This is a genomic window from Alteromonas sp. W364, assembly GCF_031846205.1.
Classification (GTDB): Bacteria; Pseudomonadota; Gammaproteobacteria; order Enterobacterales; family Alteromonadaceae; genus Glaciecola; species Glaciecola blandensis.
Genome location: NZ_JAVRID010000005.1, coordinates 70,954 through 89,047 on the forward strand (window position 1 = coordinate 70,954; position 18,094 = coordinate 89,047).

Genomic DNA, 18,094 nt, shown 5'->3' on the forward strand with positions numbered 1-18,094 from the left:
AAGTGTACGGCAAAAGCGGAAGGGGTTGAAGCTGAAACTACAATTTGATGAGCTATGCCTTTTATTTGGGTGCAAATATGGCAATGAGCTCTTTTACAGGCTTTCTCGTTAGTGCATTTTGACTGATAAAGCGCTTAGCTTGAAAACTCTTAATTTTAGCGCCTTGATAGAATTCACGAGAGAGTGAGGTATCGTGGTTACTGATAACCACGGTAAGTTGTTTTTCCTGAACGTACTTCTGAGCAGTTAAGGCGAGCTCTCTTTGATCTTCCAAACTAAACCCTGCACTAGCATATTGCGTGAATGACGCCGTTTTGCTGATTGGGATATAGGGCGGATCACAATAGACGACCGCATGCTTTGGCGCCTCGCTGATCACTTTGCGATAGTCATGATTAGTAAATTCTGCGTTTTCGAATCGTTTAGCGAAATGTTGTATCTCTTTAACCGGAAGTTTGGGTTTTACGTATCGTCCGAAAGGCACGTTAAAGCCACCGCTACTATTATAGCGACATAAACCATTGTATCCATGTCGATTCAAATAGACGAAGAGGATGGCGCGGCTGAACAAATCGCGCTCGAGGTTAAACTCTTTACGTTTTTGATAATAAAAGTCAGCATTATTAGTTTCAGGTGTGAAAAGGGGAGTTAGAGCAAGTAAGAAGCGCTCTGGCTCGGTTTGCACTATGCGGTAAAGATTAACCAAATCGGTGTTAATGTCGTTCAGTTGATACTTATCATAATCGGCATTAAGCGCAACTGAGCCCGCACCAAAGAATGGCTCGATGTACATCGATGAAGATGGAAGATGTGGCAGTATTTTATCAAGGAGAGTGTACTTTCCGCCGGCCCATTTTAAAAAGGCTCTATTTTTTATATTTTTCTGCACAGCGACTATTCAGCATATTTTATCTAAGCAACATTGGTCGCTACATTATCAGAATTCAAGGCTTACCGTTGAATTATTTCTAGTTTGATTTGGCTGAGGTCCTTTGCAAACGGCTCAGTATCCTGGATGTTTTGTGATAAACCCGAAACCGCGGCACGAGCGTCATTTAAGGAATCAAATCGTTGATTCAATACAACCACATGCCATGCTCCGCCATAGCGTGTTGTTTGGTAGACCCAAACTTTATTTTCCAAGTTATTGTCAGTGATAAATTCATTTAAAACACTGCGGTTTTGGATGCCCGATAATTGCAACAGAACGCCGGGTTCTTCTAACGACAATAACATTGACTCATCAAACTCGTAGTTTGGTCCTTGTTCTGGTGTATCGGTGTCGTCTATTTTGTCTTCAGCATCGAGCAAAGAGTCACCAAGTTGTTGATCGAGTTGCTCTACGCTGATGATATCAGGCACCGCAAAATCGCCTTCTTCAGCAACGGATTGATCTGGCTGCTGCGATTCAGTTGCCTTAGCTTGTTCTGCCTGTTGGCGGTTTTCTTCGTCAATTTTTTGTTTTAAATCAGCGACTTTCTCTTCACTCGCTTCTTTCGCGTCTTGCCAAGAGGTCACCAACTCAATCGGGGTTTCCGTATCAATTGGGTCCTCGGGTATTAGCGCCTCGGTTTCAACTTTCGTCTGCGGCATTGCTGGTTCGGCCTCAGTCTCATCAAGCCGAAGCTTTTGATCTAATACTTGGTTTATTTCTGCGAGTTCATCAGCGACAATTGACTCTTCTCTTGGTAGCTCTCCGGTTTTTAGGAGATGTTTGATCTGTTGTGGATATTGCCAGGCCATAATACCAATAAATACAAGCAGCAATAACGCTAAGACGGAACTGATAAACCATTTCTTTGTTACCAAGGGAACAGGGTCTTCATCATCCATAAATCGTAATGATAGTGGCCGCTTACTTTCAGCCATTAAGCCTTCCAATGCGTTTTTATCAAACGTGGTGGTATCTATAGACTCTGAACTGAGTAGCACTGGGCGAGAGCTGTTTTTCTTAGGAAGCCACTTTTTCGCTTTCTCTGCCCATGCAGTTTCGCCAAATAAAATGACGTTTACATGATGGTCTGATGATACAGCCTTACTTTCTATGACCCATTCCCATAACTCTTGTAAAAAGTCATTTGGTAGCATTTGGGATTGTTTGATACACAAAAGAAAAGGACCAGGTTGGTCGACAAGTCCTTTGAGTAACTCTTTAAGCGGACGAACAAAACTCCCTACTTTTTGGCCTAATAATTGTCTGCAAATAATACGGCGCAGGTCGGCAGATTCCATCGAAAGTTCTGCAGTAAAGTAGGAAATTTCTGTGTTTTCTTGCTGTAGGGAAAGGAAATCCTCCAGTGAACGCTGTTGCTGAGCAATAGTATCCCCGCTCACAAAAATGAGCTGCGATGAATAATTCACCAGGTGTTTCAACCTATCTTGAAGCTCAGACAACTATCTTCATCTCCTTGTTGGGTGCAAGTGCTTATCCGAGTAAGGCTTGTAGCTCTTCGCTGCTAACATCATCAACCACTAAAGCGTGACCAATCGCATTGGGTACAATAAACCGCATAGTACCAGATAACACTTTTTTGTCGTGCTTCATGTGCTTAATGTAGGTTTCGGCAGTCATTTCAAGCGGACCGCTAACGGGTAAGTCGAATCGAGAAATCAATGTACTAATACGTGTCAGATCTTCATGCGATATCCACTGACGCATTCGAGCTAATTGTGCTGCTTGAACCATACCAGCAGCGACCGCTTCACCATGTAACCAATTCCCATAGCCTTTTTCTGCTTCTATGGCGTGACCAAAAGTATGCCCTAAGTTTAGCAAAGCTCGCACGCCATGCTCTTTTTCATCTAGATTCACAACTTCAGCTTTAATTTTGCAGCAGCAGGTAATAGCGTGTCTCAAGGCATCTGCATCGCGATTTCTGAGCAAAGCGACATTCTGTTCCAACCAAACAAAAAACGCGGCATCGTACATAATGCCGTATTTGATGACTTCCGCCATACCAGCAGAAAACTCCCTCTCAGGTAAAGTAACCAAGGAGTTAGTATCGATAAACACCGCTTTAGGCTGGTAGAACGCCCCTATCATATTTTTACCAAGGGGATGGTTGACCGCTGTTTTGCCGCCTACAGATGAGTCTACCTGTGAAAGTAGTGTTGTAGGTACTTGCACGAATGGGATACCGCGTTGATAGCATGCTGCAGCAAATCCACCCATGTCGCCGATCACACCGCCACCTAATGCAATTAGGGTGGTGTCCCGTGCTGCACCATTTTCAAGTAAAGCACTGAGCACTTTTTCGAAATACGCGAGTGTTTTGTATTGCTCACCATCAGGCAGAATAATATCGATACATTTGATATCGGCATCAAGAAGCGGTTTTTTCACGGTATCAAGGTACAGCGAAGCGACGGTTTCGTTAGTGACGACAGCGCAATGCTTTCCACTGATCGCTGACAGCAAAAAACCGGGCTGCGTAAACAGTCCGGTTTCAATGTAGATAGGGTAGCTACGCTCTCCCAGATCAAGGTTTAATGTGGGCATAACGAGGCTTCCTTCCTTATTTTTAATTGCGTGAGAGGGTTTACAAACCAATTTTGCCAATTATCTGGTTGGCCACTGCGCGTGCGCTCTGATCATCGGTTTCAACAACGTAATCAGCGACTTCAGTGTAAAGCGGATTTCTTTCGTCTGCTAGATCTCTTAAAACCTGTTCTGGATCGTTGTTTTGAAGCAGTGGGCGACGCTTATCACGCTGCGTTCTGGCGACTTGTTTATCTATCGTAGTTTGTAGGTACACTACGATCCCTCGGGCAGATAAACGATTTCTGACTGTTTTTGAAACGATAGAGCCGCCACCTGTTGCAAGCACAATACCCTGCTTGTCGGTGAGGTCATTAATAATATCTTCTTCTCGTTTCCTAAAACCGTCTTCACCTTCTAAATCAAAAATCCACGCAATGTCTGCGCCGGTGCGTCGTTCAATTTCTTGGTCTGAATCGAAAAAGTCGAGGTGAAGTTCGTCTGCGAGATGTCTACCAATAGTACTCTTGCCGGCACCCATTGGGCCCACAAGAAATATGTTACGTTTTTCAGCCATGTCTGATTAATTCACATTCTTAGTATATGATTGAAGTTGGCAATGGTGAAACTGAATGTGCCAACTTGAACTACCACACTGACGAGAGTATCTATTTTTTTCGTCAATGCGAACGGATAATTTCCTCACTGGAAAATCTATAAATCGATTATCTCAATGTTACCACCTGTTATGCAAGCTTTCTTATGAATAAGAAATGTAAAATAGTGTGGATTAAAAAACGAAAAGAGCGACCACAGTATGGTCACTCTTTTCTCACAATATTTCAGCGCTTAATTTACACCTGCAAATTAGAATGATTCTTCAATAATTTTAGGTGTTACGAAGATGAGCAATTCACGCTTTTGTTCAATCGCAGTGGTCGACTTAAACAAGTTACCTACGAATGGTAAGTCACCAAGTAGAGGTACTTTTGATACGTCGTTAGTACTCACTTGTTGGAAAATACCACCTAATACAATCGTTGCACCATTTTCTACTAGCACTTGCGTACTAATTTCTTGCGTGTCGATTGCAACGGCAGGACCCGTTGATGTCGATACAGTATCACCTCGAGTATCTTGCGTCACAACTAAATTAAGAATAATTCGGTTGTCTGGAGTGATATGTGGCGTTACTTTCAAGCTAAGCACTGCTTTTTTGAAGGTTACCGACGTTGCACCACTTGATGTTGCTTGGACGAACGGAATTTCTGTACCCTGCTCGATGTAGGCTTCTTGCTGGTTAGCCACTGTTATACGTGGGCTAGCAATAATTTCACCTTTATTTTCAGATTCAAGTGCACTCAATTCTAAGTCCAAGATGTTGCCATCAATAAGGTCAGCGATCTGGAAGCCAATAGCACCCGCAGCACTTGATACCGGAAGGTTCACGTTCAAACGGTCACCGATATCAGGAACAATACCCTGGCCAGCAGTATCAGCACCAACAATTGAACCTGATGTAGACGTGTTGCTGCCACCCGCACCAGTGAATCCCCAGCGCACACCTAGCTGTTCATCAACATTGTCACGAACAGTCACCATACGAGACTCTATTAACACTTGCTTCACTGGAATATCTAGCGCTTCTATAACGCGACGGGCTTCATCTATGCTTTCTTGTGTATCACGAATCAGCAAGGTATTTGTTCTTGTATCTACAGTAACGTTGCCGCGTTGTGACAGAATACCACCGTCAGTCGACTTCAAAATAACTGCGATTTCATCCGCTTTTGCATAGTTGATTTCTACATTTGCAGACTTGAGTTCCGCCAAGTTCTGAACTTGTTGCTTTGATTGAAGCTGCTGCGTCTCTCTCGCTGTTAACTCTTCAGTTGGCGCAATTAACAAGATGTTACCTTCTAATCGTTTGTCCAAACCGCGAATCTTTAAGATCATATCAAGTGCTTGGTCCCACGGAACGCCAGACAAGCTGATGGTCACATTGCCGTTGACAGTATCTGTCGTTACCAAGTTAAAGCCATTTACTTGAGCGATGATTTGTAGCACTTGACGTACTGGAACATCTTGGAAGTCTAAAGAAATCGGCTTACCTTCGTATACAGTTTCTTTAGCCTGAGCAACTTCTTCTTTGCTAAGTGGGGTGATAGCAATAACAACATCGTTGCCATCTTCCATTTTCTTCACTTTTACAACACCAGAGTACTTGATTTCAACTTTCGCTGTATCTTCTTCTTGGAAAGTTTCAATGCTACTCACTGCTGTGCCGAATTGGCTTACATCAACTTCAACATATTGGTCTTCAGCAAGCGCTGTACCTTTCATAGTCAAAGTGACTTTTCCTTTTGCTTCAACCACGTTCACTGAAGGTGAGTTGCCATCAAACCCGATAATCACATTACCTGTGGTAGCTGAACGATTGAAATCAATCTTGGATAAAGTCGCAGTGTTCGCTACCTGCGTTTCTCCGTCAGGGTCAACTAAATCGACTAATTTAGCAGGCTCTTGAGCTACAGCACCCAAGCTGACAATGGCTAAAACAAGCGCTAGAACCAATAACCAACTTGGTTTGTTGCTGTTTAGTCTCTTGTTGAAAATATATTTATCAGACATTATCATTTTCCCCAGTTATTGATGACATGGTTAATGTTGCTGTTTTCGTTTTCCAACAACCAGCACCGTCAGGTAACATTTCTTCAATAACCACTTCTTTATCCGTTATGTTAATAATTTTGCCGAAAAACAAACCAAGGTATTGGCCTTTTTTCGCCTTATGTAAACTGCCATCATTGGCTTTGATTAGAACCCACTTTTGACCGTTAATCGTAAAGACACCAGTCATTTGAAGTGCATCAATACCGTAAGCTTCTAGCTTCTGCTTAGGGCGTTGACGATTCGGCTGGGCACAGTTTGCGGTTTGCACTTCAACTGTTTGTGCCGATTCGTTTCTTTGCAGTAGGCGTTGAAAAGGGCTTCGTAAATCAACTGCGCCGTAATCAACCGGCTCCAGCTGAACAAACTCTGGGTACTCTTCAATGCTCACGTTTGTATTAGCTTTCACACTATCGGTGTAAGCCACTAAATCTTCGATTTGTGCACTACACGCAGCTAAGCTTGCAGACAATAAAAGCACGAGTGATTTTTTCATTTGTCACCCCCTTTTTTCTTGCCAGAATCGGCTTGCGAAGCTTGTGCTCGGTAAGTTCTGGCTTGCATTTTCAGACTTAATTGACCGTTTTTGGACGTAATGTCGAAGTCATGCAAAGTCACTATACGAGGTAGATTTGCAACATTCGATGTAAACATACCAAACTCATGATAGGTGCCTGCTACTTCTAACTGTATCGGCAATTCAGTGTAAAACTCTTTAGGATTTTCTTTTTGCCAATTCAGTACTTTAAAAGAAAGTCCCGCATCAGTACCTACGTAAGTAATGTCGTCAAGAAGCCCTGGTGTTTCGTTGCTAGTTGGTAAGGTTTTCAACATTGAAGAAAAGTCTTCTTGAATTCTCACTAACTGTTCTTCATATGCAGATAGATTGACCGCAATACGATATTTAGATTCGAAGGTGCCACGCAACTCTTCCTCTTTCATCTTTGCTGCATCCAACATAGGCAACTTGCTGCTGATGATTGCGTAGTAGCAAATAGCACCGACAACAATGACACAGAAGATAGCTACAACAGTCTTGATTTCTTTTGGCCAAATAGCCACTTGTTCGAAATCTAACTCGTTGATTTCCTTTAGTTTAGAAAAATCAAAAGCCATTATCGATTCCCCTTCTTCTTCGACTTCTCATCCGTTTCAACCACCTCAACCGGAGCGACCTTAGGAGTAATAGAAAATGTGAGTTTAAAATCGCTGACTGCATTTGTGGTGCTTACGTCAGCTGTGATTGAAGATAAGACACCGCTGGTGAATACTTCTGATTGTTCTAGGTTTCTCATAAATGAAGACAAACGGTTGTTTGACTCACTGATACCAATGATTTCAATGACATTGCCGTTGCGTGATAGCTTCTCAAAAGAAACGCCAGCAGGAACGATGCGCGCTAACTCGTCGAACACGATAGGTGATACATTTTTGCTCACCTGAAGTTGCTCAATAAGCGCCATGCGCTGTGCAATCTCACTTTTGGTATCTCGAATATCTTTGATGCGCTCAATTTGGCGATCTAACACTTCGATTTGTTGTGTTAAATAGTTGTTTCTTGAGTTTTGGTTTCTGATTTGTTGCTGAATTACTTCACTCAACATCCAAAAAATAGCCAATACAATGATAGAGATCACGACTAAAGAGCCAATGTATTGTTTTTTGTGGCGCTGACGTTGAGCTTCACGCCAAGGTAATAAGTTTACATGTGCCATTGCGAATAACTCCTACTTGCTAAACCCATCGCAATCGCTAACTGAGGTGCATATTTGTTGAGCCTTTCTGCATCAACACTGTCACCCATCGTTAAGTTGGAAAACGGATTAAAGGCTTCTACTTCAATACCAAGGTCTTTTGTCAATTCCTCAACTACAGAAGGCAAGACACCTGCACCCCCTGCTAATAATACTTTTTCAGGTTGTGCTTTGTGAGTAGTTGATGCATACATTTGTAATGCGCGCTGAATTTGTTGCTGAAGCGCAGATAAAAACATCGGTAAAGTGTCACGGAACCAAGACTCTGGTGCAGTTCCATCGGATATTTGGCTCTCAACTTCTTGAATATCCAAGGAATGAATCACAGCCAAATCTTGAACAAATTTATTCATGCCGAAGTTATGCTCTTTGCTATATATAACTTCGCCATCTTCCACAAAACAAACCTGCAACAAACTTGCACCAACATTAATGCAGCAAGTAGGGCGATCTTTGCGATGTGTAGCGAAGTTAACTAAAGAGTTACCAAGGGCGTAACCTTCGATATCCATCACGACTGGCTCATAAGGTGCTTCGCGAACTAAGGTGATACGGCTATCGACCATGTCTTTGTGAGCAGCGCTTAGCAACACTTCTACTTTGCCGCTGTGCAACTTACTTTCACCTAACTCTTCGAAATCAAGGTATACTTCTTCCAACGGGTATGGAATTAAGCTATCTGCTTCAATTTCAATTTGACTCTCTAATTCGAAGTCAGTTTGGTTTGGATCCATAAAGACAACCTTACTTAAGACTGATGCGCCAGCAACGGCTATCGCGACATTCTTGTTTTTTGTCTTCAAATTAAGCTTGATTTTCTTAAGTGCTTTGCTTACTGCATCGAAATCCTTGATTTCTCGCTCATTAAAGGCGGACCCTACGATTGGTTCGCAAGCGAAAGCATTTACTTTAGTTACAGAACCGTTAACATCTAGGCATACCGCCTTGATATATTTTGTTCCGATGTCTAACCCGATAATACTTTGGGCTTTTTTCTTAAAAAGCGATTTCATTCAATAGTAGCTCTGTCGTAGTTCTAGTATCATAGGTACAAATAATACTGAAATTTTTAAACTGTATGGTTCTGTTAACGACACCTAGGTATAAAAATTGAGTGTTTTGGCCCAATTAATAAATGTGAAAACAATACCGTGAAGTTAATCAAGAGACTTATATTACTGACCATTATCTGCGCTTTTCTAGGTGTCATTAGCATCATAGGTATGTATTTTTATCTCAAACCGGAACTTCCTAGTGTCGAAGTTTTGCGTGAGGTAAAGCTACAAACACCTATGCGAATCTTCACAGCTGATGGCAAGTTAATCTCCCAATATGGCGTGAAAAGAAGAATACCTGTTTCCCTTGATGATGTCCCCGAGACCTTGGTACAGGCCTTGATCGCCACGGAAGATAGCCGTTTTTATGATCATATCGGCGTGGATCCAATCGGGGTTGTGAGGGCTTTTATCAACTTGGTTGTAACGGGGGAAAGAGGGCAGGGAGCAAGCACCTTAACCATGCAGATGGCTCGCGGATTCTTTTTAACACGCGAGAAAAAGTTCAGCCGAAAAATACGTGAATTATTTATTGCCTTACACATGGAACAAGAGTTAAGCAAAGAGCAAATTCTTGAATTATATCTAAATAAGGTTGAACTAGGTCATCGGGCATTTGGCTTTGGTGCAGCTGCGCAAGTCTATTATGGTAAAAACCTTAACGAGCTGAATCTTGCACAAATTGCAACCCTTGCGGGTCTGCCACAAGCCCCGTCAACCTTGAATCCTATAAGTCGTCCTGAGCGTTCGAAGGAGCGTCGTCGCATTGTGTTGTTGCGCATGCTAGATGAAGGCTATATTACACGTCAACAGTTTGATGAAGCTGCGCAAGCCCCTGTAAGTGCTAAGAAACATGGTGCTGAATTGGCTTTAGATGCACCTTATCTTGCTGATCTTATCTACAATGAAATGGTTGAAATTTACGGTAAGGAAATTGCTGAAACTAGCGGTTTTAATGTGTACGCGACAGCGCCATATGCAATCCAGAAGGCAGCACAAGAAGCGGTAATACAAAACCTACATGACTATGACGAAAGGCACGGTTACCGAGGTCCTTTAGCTCAGTTATGGCCTGCCTTACCGCCACTTGAAGTCGAACCGGTAAGTACTGAAACCCCACCTCTGGCGAACACAGAGAGCAGCCAAGATGCCTTGCTCGAGGACTCGCCACTATTTAATCCAGACGCGTGGTCAGAAGAAAAAATCACAGCGTATCTTGATAGCGTGGAAGAAATTGCACCTCTCGTGCCAGCGGTTGTGCTAGCCGTGCAAGAACGCTCAGCAAGCGTCATCATAGCTGAGGGTGAACGTATTGAATTGACGTGGGACGGTTTAGATTGGGCTCGACCGTATATTAGCGATCAAGCGCAAGGAGAAGACCCCGAACTGGCTTCAGATATCCTGCAAGAAGGTATGCTGATATATATCCGAAAGCGAGCTCAAGATGACGTGTGGCAACTCGGACAATTCCCAGATGCGAGTGGTGCCTTAGTCGCATTGAATCCAGAAAATGGCGCTGTACAGGCCGTGGTTGGGGGTTATAGTTTCTATCACAGTCAGTTCAATCGCGCGACACAAGCGAAGCGTCAGGTGGGTTCAAACATCAAACCTTTTGTTTACTCAGCCGCTATCGATAATGGCTACAATATTGCCAGTATTATTAACGATGCTCCTATAAATCAATGGGATGCGAGTTCGGGTGTTGCTTGGCGTCCACAAAATTCGCCAGCCATATATGATGGACCGATTCGTATGCGTGTCGCGTTAGGCATGTCTAAAAACGTTGTCTCTGTGCGTTTGTTACGAGGAGTCGGCTTAGACCAAACAGTAGACTATTTAACCCGATTTGGTTTCGACAAAGACGACATCCCTCGAGACGAAACGCTGTCACTCGGCTCGGGTTCACACACACCGCTAGAGGTTGTCACAGGCATTGCGACGCTAGCAAACGGCGGATTTGCTGTTCGTCCTTATTTTATTGATCGCATTGAAAATGATTTAGATGAAGTGATATGGCAGGCTAACCCGGTTCATGCCTGCGAACCGTGCATAAGCGATGAAAGCATACAAGAGAACGTCGAGCTCAGTGAAGAAGATATTGAAGCGCAATTGGCCGCTGAGTTTAACCAGTTTGGCGATACAAAGGGTGATCCAACGCAAGAAAAACGCTCAGCGGAGCGAGTGATTAGCGCACAAACGGCTTTTTTGGTCACCGAAATGATGCGCAGTGCGGTGCGTGCAAATGGTAACTGGAATAATAAAACCTATTGGTTGGGAACAGGTTGGCGTGCTAGAAACTTGCTACAACGAGAGGACATTGGCGGTAAAACAGGTACAACGAATGACTCGAAAGATACCTGGTTTAGTGGTTTTGCGGGTAATTTAGTAGCCACTTCCTGGGTTGGCTTTGATGATGCTTCGCGTCAATTAGGTAGAACTTCTCGCAACCAAAATCTGATCAATAAGAATCCTGAAAAATTTAACTGGATTGGTAACGCCATGATAGGGGTTGAAGACGGAGCAAAAGGCGCACAGCCTGCATGGATACGTTTTATGCAAGCAGTCTTGGAAGATAAGGACGAAGTCATTAAACAGATCCCAGATGGTATTGTGCGTGTTAGGATCGACCGCAAAACAGGCAAGCTTACCCGTCGTAATGACCATACTTCGATGTTCGAGTATTTCAGGGCGGGAACTGAGCCTACCACTTATGTGGTGGATGATGAGTTATCATTACCAATAGACGAAGAGAAGAAGAAACAACCTGAAATTGAAGAGATATTTTAAGTCATCGACGGTTGTTTTTTGACTTCGTACAACAATTACTATTAAACACACGGCAGATAAGAGAATTAACGAATGAGCGACAATCAAAGTCAGCACAATCATCTATATATCCCGCATGCGGGTCCCTCTCTATTAGAAACGCCACTTCTAAACAAAGGGAGTGCGTTTACTGAAAAAGAACGTAAAAGCTTTAATTTATTGGGTTTGCTTCCTCCACGCTACGAAACGATAGAAGAACAAGTATCACGGGCGTACAAGCAATACAAAGGCTTCGAAAACCCACTGAATAAGCACATTTACTTACGTGCTATCCAAGATAACAACGAAACCTTGTTCTATCGTCTGTTGCAGGCCCACATCGACGAAATGATGCCGATCATCTATACCCCAACGGTAGGCGATGCATGTGAAAGTTTCTCTGATATTTATCGTTCGTCGCGCGGCTTATTCATTAGTTATGAAGAGCGTCACTTAATGGACGACATTTTGCGCAATGCTACAAAGCGCAAAGTTAAAGTCATCGTCGTGACCGATGGCGAGCGCATTCTGGGCTTGGGTGACCAAGGAATTGGCGGAATGGGTATTCCTATCGGGAAGCTATCTTTGTATACCGCTTGCGGTGGTATCAGCCCAGCCTATACCTTACCTGTCATGCTAGACGTCGGAACGAACAATCAGAAACTACTGAATGACCCAATGTATATGGGGGCTAGGCACGAGCGTATCAGCCAAGAACAGTACGATGAGTTTTTAGATATGTTTATATCTGCTGTGCAAAGACGTTGGCCAGAAGTCATGATCCAGTTTGAAGATTTCGCTCAGCCGAATGCGATGCCTTTACTTCAAAAGTATCGTTCAAATGTGTGTTGTTTCAATGATGACATTCAGGGAACCGCGGCGGTGACATTGGGCACTATACTCGCTGCGTGTCGCGTTCGAAACGCTAAGCTATCCGATATGAATGTAGTCTTTGTCGGTTCTGGCTCGGCAGGCTGTGGTATTGCAGAAATGTTGGTCCAGCAGATGGTCTTTGAGGGTCTGTCCGATGCTCAAGCGCGTAGACATGTTTTCATGATTGACCGCTTTGGTCTATTAACCGAAGGTATGGAAGGGCTGCGTGATTTCCAAGCCGCCTTGCAGCAGCCCAAAGATGCCTTAAGTGACTGGAGTTATAGTGGTGAGTACGCGTCGCTACTAGATGTTGTTCATTGCGCGAAACCCGATATTCTCATTGGTGTGTCTGGACAACCCGGTTTGTTTACTGAGCAAGTCATTACAGCGATGGCGCAATCTTGTGAGAAGCCGATTATTTTTCCATTGAGTAACCCATCTCGACAAGTTGAAGCACGTCCAGAGCAAGTGATTGAATGGACTGATGGGAACGTAGTCATTGCAACGGGCAGTCCATTTAAGCCGGTGGCTTATAAAGACAGAATATTCCCGATAGCACAATGTAATAATTCTTATATCTTTCCTGGTATTGGTTTGGGTGTCATTGCTTCCAAGGCGCGTATCATTAGTGATGAAATGTTAATGGCAGCGAGCAATGCACTTGCCGATGCGTCGCCGATGGTGACCGATCCGAATGGAGAGTTGCTACCGCCATTGACTGAAATCGGAAGACTGAGTCGAAAGATAGCTTTTGCTGTCGCCAAGGTGGCTATGGATCAAGAGTTAGCATTGACTATCCCTGATGAGCTTCTTGAACAACGTATTGAAAATAACTTCTGGAAAGCCGAATACCGCCCTTACAAACGTGTAAGTATTTAAGCAGTGTGTTCTTGGTTTGAATAAAGAGTGAAGCGACTAGGGCCTAGTCGCTTTTTTTATGCGTTTCGTCTATGGTTTTTATAACGGAGGCGGGGACACCAGCAACGACCGTATTGGCCGCGACGTCCTTATTGACCACTGCACCGGCCGCAATGACCGCGTTATCGCCAATAGTCACACCGTCTAGAATCTTAGCCCCCATCCCTATCCATACCTTGTTACCAACAGTAATCGGATTGGCTGTCTCCAAACCCTTTGTTCGCTTGATGGGATCCAGTGGATGAGTCGCTGTTGAAATGAGTACGCCAGGCGCAATCATGACGTCATCGCCAAAGCTCACTTTGGCGCCATCTAAGATGACTAATCCGTGATTGGCATAGAAGTTCTTACCCAATTTGATGTTATAGCCGTAATCACAATAAAATGGTGGCTCTATCCACGCCCCAGCATATCTACCGACCAGTCGTTTAATTAGCGCACGGCTGCCTTTTCTGTCAGTAATATCAAAGAGGTTAAATTCATGACAGAGGGCTTTTGCGCTTTCTCGGTCTGCAAATAACGCTTTGTCGCTAGGGAAATACTCCATACCCTGCAACATCTTTTCTTTTTCGCTTAAGCTTGTCATTTAGTTTGGAAACAATGACAGCATGAACACTTTGCTGTTACGTGTGAAGTTGTACATTTCTTTTTTCCCAGCGGGTAAGTCTTCGATGTGTTTTTCCTCAAAGCCTTGCTCAAGGAACCAATGGCCTGTGACTGTTGTTAACACAAACACTTTTTGTAAGCCACTCAGTATGGCCTTTTTACGGATTTCGTCCAGTAGTCTTTCACCCCGATTGGCACCACGATAATCATGATGTGTGGCAACACACGCTAATTCCCCGCAAGCATCTTCAGGATATAAATAAAGTGCAGCACATGCGATGATCATTCCGTCTCGTACGATTATCGTGAACTTATCAATTTCCTGTTCTAAGCGTTCGCGAGAGCGCTTAACTAAGGCACCGCTCTCTTCTAATGGCTTTATTAGCTTTAAAATCCCGCCAACGTCGTCGATCGTCGCCGTTCTAAGTTGCTCATAATGATTTTGTAGTACCAGTGAACCCGCGCCATCGCGAGTGAAAAGTTCCTTTAGCAGCACGCCATCGGTCTTGTAATTCACACAATGCGCCCGTTGAACACCGGCTTCAACCGAAGCCAACATCGCTGTTAGGCAGGTATCTTCTGCAACAATGTTGCCTAGGGCGACTTCCTTTTTCATTGTGTTGAGTTCGGTGGTTCTCAGAAGCTTGCCGCTTTTATTAAAAATACCGTCTGATTCAGAAAAGGTAATGATTTTGTCTGCTTTTAGGGCAATTGCAGCCTTGGTGGCAACGTCTTCGTGCGAGAGATTAAATACTTCACCGGTAGGAGAGTAACCCATGGGCGAGAGAAGCACGATAGAACCATCGTCTAAGTGATCATTCAGGCCTTGAACATCAATTCTGCGCACGACGCCAGTGTTTTCAAAATCAACGCCATCTTGCACACCGTATGGCTTGGCTACCACTAAATTGCCTGAGCAAACTCTTATTTGAGATCCGTGCATGGGTGAATTAGGTAAACCCATTGTGAGCAGAGCTTCTATTTGGCTTCGTAAGCTGCCAGCAGCATCTTTAACACATTCTAAGGTCTCTTTGTCTGTTACCCGAATTCCGTCTTTGAAGCGAGAGGCCTTATTATGAATGGCCAGACGCTTCTCAATTTGCGGACGAGCGCCATGTACGATTACCAATTTTACGCCCAAGCTATTCAACAAGGCGATATCCTGAATGATCTTCGCAAAGTTCTCAGACTCAATGGCTTCACCACCGAACATGATCACAAAGGTTTTGCCTCGATGCGCATTGATATAGGGGGCAGAGCTTCTAAATAGACGAACGCTTTCAGAATCAGATAAGGCCATACCTAGTCATCCAATTGATCGAGGCGTTCTAGTTCAACATAAAGTGCTTGAGTGACGAGCTCCTTGTTGGTGCCGCCGAGCACATTACGCTTGTTCAAGACAGACTCAAGTTCTAGCATTGGGTAGACATCTTCGTCGATTTGCTCGTGAACTTGTCTTAACTGTTCCAAACTAAGATCTTCTAGCGCTTTCTTTTCACTGAGGGCGAGCACCACGGCTTGCCCAGAAATGTCGTGCGCTGTTCTAAATGGGATCCCTTTTGCGACCAGATAGTCAGCAAGTTCAGTGGCGTTTGCGTAGCCTTGTTGCGCGGCTTGTCTGCAACGTTCTTCATTTAACGAGAGGCTATCTAATACTTCCACTGCAATACACAAACAAATATGCCATTGGTTAACGCTATCAATAGCGCCTTCTTTATCTTCTTGCATGTCTTTGTTATATGCCAAAGGTAGGCCTTTCATGGTGACCAGCAATGCTTGTAAATTACCAAATACACGGCCACATTTACCACGCATGAGCTCTAGAGCATCAGGATTCTTTTTCTGCGGCATTAAAGAAGAACCTGACGTAACTGAATCGCCAAGTTGTAAGAAGCCTGCTTCTCCACTGTTATAGAAAATAAGATCTTCTGCCATACGTGAAAGGTGCATCATGCTTGTGCTGGCATTGAACAACAATTCCAACACAAAATCACGATCTGAGACTGCGTCTAAGCTGTTTAAACAGGGCGAATCAAATCCTAATTGTGCTGCGATTGAGTGACGATCTACTGCGAACGTGGTGCCAGCTAGCGCACCGGAACCCAAAGGACATTGATTAAGACGCTTTTGTAGGTCTTCAATTCGACTCACATCACGTTTTAGCATTTCAACATAGGCTAAACACCAATGTGCAAAATAAACGGGCTGAGCGCGTTGCAAATGTGTATAGCCAGGAATGATCGCATTTTCATGACGAGCAGCTACTTTAAGTAGAGCGCGGATTACCTGTAAACAATCGGTTTTCAACGAGCTTAAATGTGAACGACACCACAATCTAAAGTCGGTCGCTACCTGGTCATTTCGGCTACGACCAGTATGTAGTTTTCTACCGATATCGCCCAACTCAGCAGTTAGCGCGGCCTCTACAAAACTATGAATGTCTTCTTCAGGAGAGTTAGCAAAGTCTAATTCGCCATTTTCAGCTTTCTGTTTTAATGCATTAAGCGAATCTTCAAGTTGTTGTTGCTCACTATCGCTTAATACACCAGCTTCTTTGAGCGCACGAGACCAAATAATTGAACCCCAAATATCTTCCACCGCCATAACGTAATCAAACGGTAAAGAATCATTCACTTGTTTGAACATATCACTGCTTCCAGCTTGGAAGCGACCACCCCATAATGCCATTATGTTTGTCCTTTACCCTTGTTGTTTGAGTGCTTTGATTCTGCTAGAGAGGCTAAACAAACGAATGAAGCCTTCAGCATGACTTTGGTCATATACATCGTCCGCGCCGAAAGTCGCAAAGTCTTCAGAATATAAGCTGTTAGGCGACTGTCTTTGTACAACCGTTGCTTGTCCTTTGTATAGTTTAATGACGATCTCACCGGTGACGAGTTTGGCAAAGCTTTCAGCGCCCGCGAGCAATGAATCATTTAATGCAGTAAACCAGCGTCCGTCATACATCACATGCGCGAATTCCAGACCAATTTGTTCGCGGTATTTTAGTGCTGATTTATCAAGCACTAGGCTTTCAAGCGCTTTATATGCTTTCATCATCACCGTGCCGCCCGGTGTTTCATAGCAGCCACGAGATTTCATGCCTACTAGGCGATTTTCAACAATGTCAATTCGACCAACGCCATGAGGTGCAGCAAGGGTGTTCAATTCAACTAAAGCTTGATAAGGCGATAAGGCCTTGCCATTAACATGAGTCAAACGACCCTCTGAGAAGCTCAAAGAAACCCTTTCTGGTTTATTTGGTGCATCTTCCGGATCCGTGGTCATTGTCCACACTTGTTTAGTGGGTTCACACCATGGGTCCTCTAATTCGCCACCTTCGTGTGAGATATGCCAAGCATTCGCATCGCGGCTATAAATTTTGGTTGCAGATGCGGTTGTCGCAATATTTCTACTGGCGAGGTAATCGAGTAAGTCTTCACGCGATACCATGTCCCACTCACGCCATGGCGCGATAACTTGCAGGTCAGGCGCAAGTGCAGCAAAGGCCCCCTCGAAACGGACTTGATCGTTCCCCTTACCTGTACAACCGTGGCTGAGCGCGTCTGCTCCCACTTTTCTGGCAACTTCCACTTGTGCTTTGGCTATCACAGGGCGAGCCATAGATGTACCCAGCAAATATTCACCTTCATATACCGCACCCGTCATTATGGTCGGATAGATAAAGTCACGCACAAACTCTTCTTTCAAGTCGACAATATGACATTCACTTGCACCAGAGGCGATTGCTTTGTCATGAAGCCCTTCTAGCTCTTCATCGCCTTGACCAACATCAGCAGCAAATGCAACGACTTCACAATCATAGTTTTCTTTTAGCCAAGGCATAATTGCAGAAGTGTCTAAGCCACCTGAATATGCAAGTACCACTTTCTTTATTTGATTTTTGTTGTTGCTTAAAGCCATTTCTCTTCCTC

At 44.0% G+C, this 18,094-nt stretch carries 15 protein-coding genes; 2 read left to right on the forward strand and 13 right to left on the reverse strand.

Annotated features, from left to right (window positions below; translation table 11 throughout):
- Positions 1–61: 61 nt before the first annotated feature.
- From RM556_RS09390 to pilM, 9 genes are all read right to left on the reverse strand, one after another.
- On the reverse strand, positions 62–889 hold the full coding sequence (locus RM556_RS09390; protein WP_311361096.1) for a Dam family site-specific DNA-(adenine-N6)-methyltransferase: 828 nt from the start codon (positions 887–889) through the stop codon (positions 62–64).
- Between the two features lie 62 nt (positions 890–951).
- On the reverse strand, positions 952–2,394 hold the full coding sequence (locus RM556_RS09395) for a DamX-like protein (RefSeq protein ID WP_311374448.1): 1,443 nt from the start codon (positions 2,392–2,394) through the stop codon (positions 952–954).
- Positions 2,395–2,425: 31 nt separating this feature from the next.
- A complete protein-coding gene (aroB, locus tag RM556_RS09400) occupies positions 2,426–3,499 on the reverse strand; it encodes a 3-dehydroquinate synthase (RefSeq protein WP_311361098.1) in 1,074 nt (357 codons plus the stop codon).
- A gap of 40 nt (positions 3,500–3,539) precedes the next feature.
- Positions 3,540–4,055 carry a shikimate kinase AroK gene (aroK, locus tag RM556_RS09405; RefSeq protein WP_311361099.1) on the reverse strand — a complete coding sequence of 172 codons (516 nt, stop codon included), beginning with the start codon at positions 4,053–4,055 and terminating at the stop codon, positions 3,540–3,542.
- A gap of 290 nt (positions 4,056–4,345) precedes the next feature.
- Positions 4,346–6,109 carry a type IV pilus secretin PilQ family protein gene (locus RM556_RS09410; protein ID WP_311361100.1) on the reverse strand — a complete coding sequence of 588 codons (1,764 nt, stop codon included), beginning with the start codon at positions 6,107–6,109 and terminating at the stop codon, positions 4,346–4,348.
- Entirely contained in the window at positions 6,102–6,644 is a 543-nt protein-coding gene (locus RM556_RS09415) for a pilus assembly protein PilP (protein ID WP_311361101.1), read from the reverse strand. The genes RM556_RS09410 and RM556_RS09415 overlap by 8 nt, the downstream gene beginning before the upstream one ends.
- Positions 6,641–7,264: a type 4a pilus biogenesis protein PilO gene (locus RM556_RS09420; RefSeq protein ID WP_311361102.1), complete on the reverse strand. Its 624-nt coding sequence runs from the start codon at positions 7,262–7,264 to the stop codon at positions 6,641–6,643. The genes RM556_RS09415 and RM556_RS09420 overlap by 4 nt, the downstream gene beginning before the upstream one ends.
- Complete coding sequence (locus tag RM556_RS09425) at positions 7,264–7,863, reverse strand: PilN domain-containing protein (RefSeq protein ID WP_311361103.1); 600 nt, start codon at positions 7,861–7,863, stop codon at positions 7,264–7,266. Before RM556_RS09425 ends, RM556_RS09420 begins: the two co-directional genes overlap by 1 nt.
- Entirely contained in the window at positions 7,851–8,915 is a 1,065-nt protein-coding gene (pilM, locus tag RM556_RS09430; protein ID WP_311361104.1) for a type IV pilus assembly protein PilM, read from the reverse strand. The genes RM556_RS09425 and pilM overlap by 13 nt, the downstream gene beginning before the upstream one ends.
- A gap of 138 nt (positions 8,916–9,053) precedes the next feature.
- Here pilM and RM556_RS09435 point away from each other — a divergent pair, with 138 nt between their 5' ends.
- Positions 9,054–11,744: a PBP1A family penicillin-binding protein gene (locus RM556_RS09435; protein ID WP_311374449.1), complete on the forward strand. Its 2,691-nt coding sequence runs from the start codon at positions 9,054–9,056 to the stop codon at positions 11,742–11,744.
- Between the two features lie 72 nt (positions 11,745–11,816).
- Positions 11,817–13,514 (forward strand): NAD-dependent malic enzyme, encoded by a 1,698-nt coding sequence (locus RM556_RS09440; RefSeq protein WP_311374450.1) that lies wholly within the window; start codon positions 11,817–11,819, stop codon positions 13,512–13,514.
- A 43-nt stretch (positions 13,515–13,557) separates the two neighbouring features.
- On the opposite strand, the gene RM556_RS09445 is transcribed toward RM556_RS09440, so the two are convergent.
- The 4 genes from RM556_RS09445 to RM556_RS09460 are packed head-to-tail and all read right to left on the reverse strand — an operon-like array spanning position 13,558 to position 18,083.
- The gene (locus tag RM556_RS09445) at positions 13,558–14,139 is read right to left on the reverse strand and encodes a sugar O-acetyltransferase (protein ID WP_311374451.1); all 582 of its coding nucleotides are present in this window, start codon (positions 14,137–14,139) and stop codon (positions 13,558–13,560) included.
- Complete coding sequence (argA, locus tag RM556_RS09450) at positions 14,140–15,459, reverse strand: amino-acid N-acetyltransferase (protein WP_311361108.1); 1,320 nt, start codon at positions 15,457–15,459, stop codon at positions 14,140–14,142. It lies immediately after the preceding gene.
- 2 nt (positions 15,460–15,461) lie between these two features.
- A complete protein-coding gene (gene argH, locus RM556_RS09455) occupies positions 15,462–16,847 on the reverse strand; it encodes an argininosuccinate lyase (RefSeq protein ID WP_311374452.1) in 1,386 nt (461 codons plus the stop codon).
- A 12-nt stretch (positions 16,848–16,859) separates the two neighbouring features.
- Positions 16,860–18,083, reverse strand: coding sequence for an argininosuccinate synthase (locus tag RM556_RS09460; protein WP_311361110.1), 1,224 nt, complete (start codon positions 18,081–18,083; stop codon positions 16,860–16,862).
- Between the last annotated feature and the right edge of the window lie 11 nt (positions 18,084–18,094).

Coding starts and splice junctions, on each gene's coding strand:
- aroB (WP_311361098.1), bottom strand. CDS start 3,499: ATGCCCACATTAAACCTTGATCTGGGAGAGCGTAGCTACCCTATCTAC.
- aroK (WP_311361099.1), bottom strand. CDS start 4,055: ATGGCTGAAAAACGTAACATATTTCTTGTGGGCCCAATGGGTGCCGGC.
- RM556_RS09410 (WP_311361100.1), bottom strand. CDS start 6,109: ATGTCTGATAAATATATTTTCAACAAGAGACTAAACAGCAACAAACCA.
- RM556_RS09415 (WP_311361101.1), bottom strand. CDS start 6,644: ATGAAAAAATCACTCGTGCTTTTATTGTCTGCAAGCTTAGCTGCGTGT.
- RM556_RS09420 (WP_311361102.1), bottom strand. CDS start 7,264: ATGGCTTTTGATTTTTCTAAACTAAAGGAAATCAACGAGTTAGATTTC.
- RM556_RS09425 (WP_311361103.1), bottom strand. CDS start 7,863: ATGGCACATGTAAACTTATTACCTTGGCGTGAAGCTCAACGTCAGCGC.
- pilM (WP_311361104.1), bottom strand. CDS start 8,915: ATGAAATCGCTTTTTAAGAAAAAAGCCCAAAGTATTATCGGGTTAGAC.
- RM556_RS09440 (WP_311374450.1), top strand. CDS start 11,817: ATGAGCGACAATCAAAGTCAGCACAATCATCTATATATCCCGCATGCG.
- RM556_RS09445 (WP_311374451.1), bottom strand. CDS start 14,139: ATGACAAGCTTAAGCGAAAAAGAAAAGATGTTGCAGGGTATGGAGTAT.
- argA (WP_311361108.1), bottom strand. CDS start 15,459: ATGGCCTTATCTGATTCTGAAAGCGTTCGTCTATTTAGAAGCTCTGCC.
- argH (WP_311374452.1), bottom strand. CDS start 16,847: ATGGCATTATGGGGTGGTCGCTTCCAAGCTGGAAGCAGTGATATGTTC.
- RM556_RS09460 (WP_311361110.1), bottom strand. CDS start 18,083: ATGGCTTTAAGCAACAACAAAAATCAAATAAAGAAAGTGGTACTTGCA.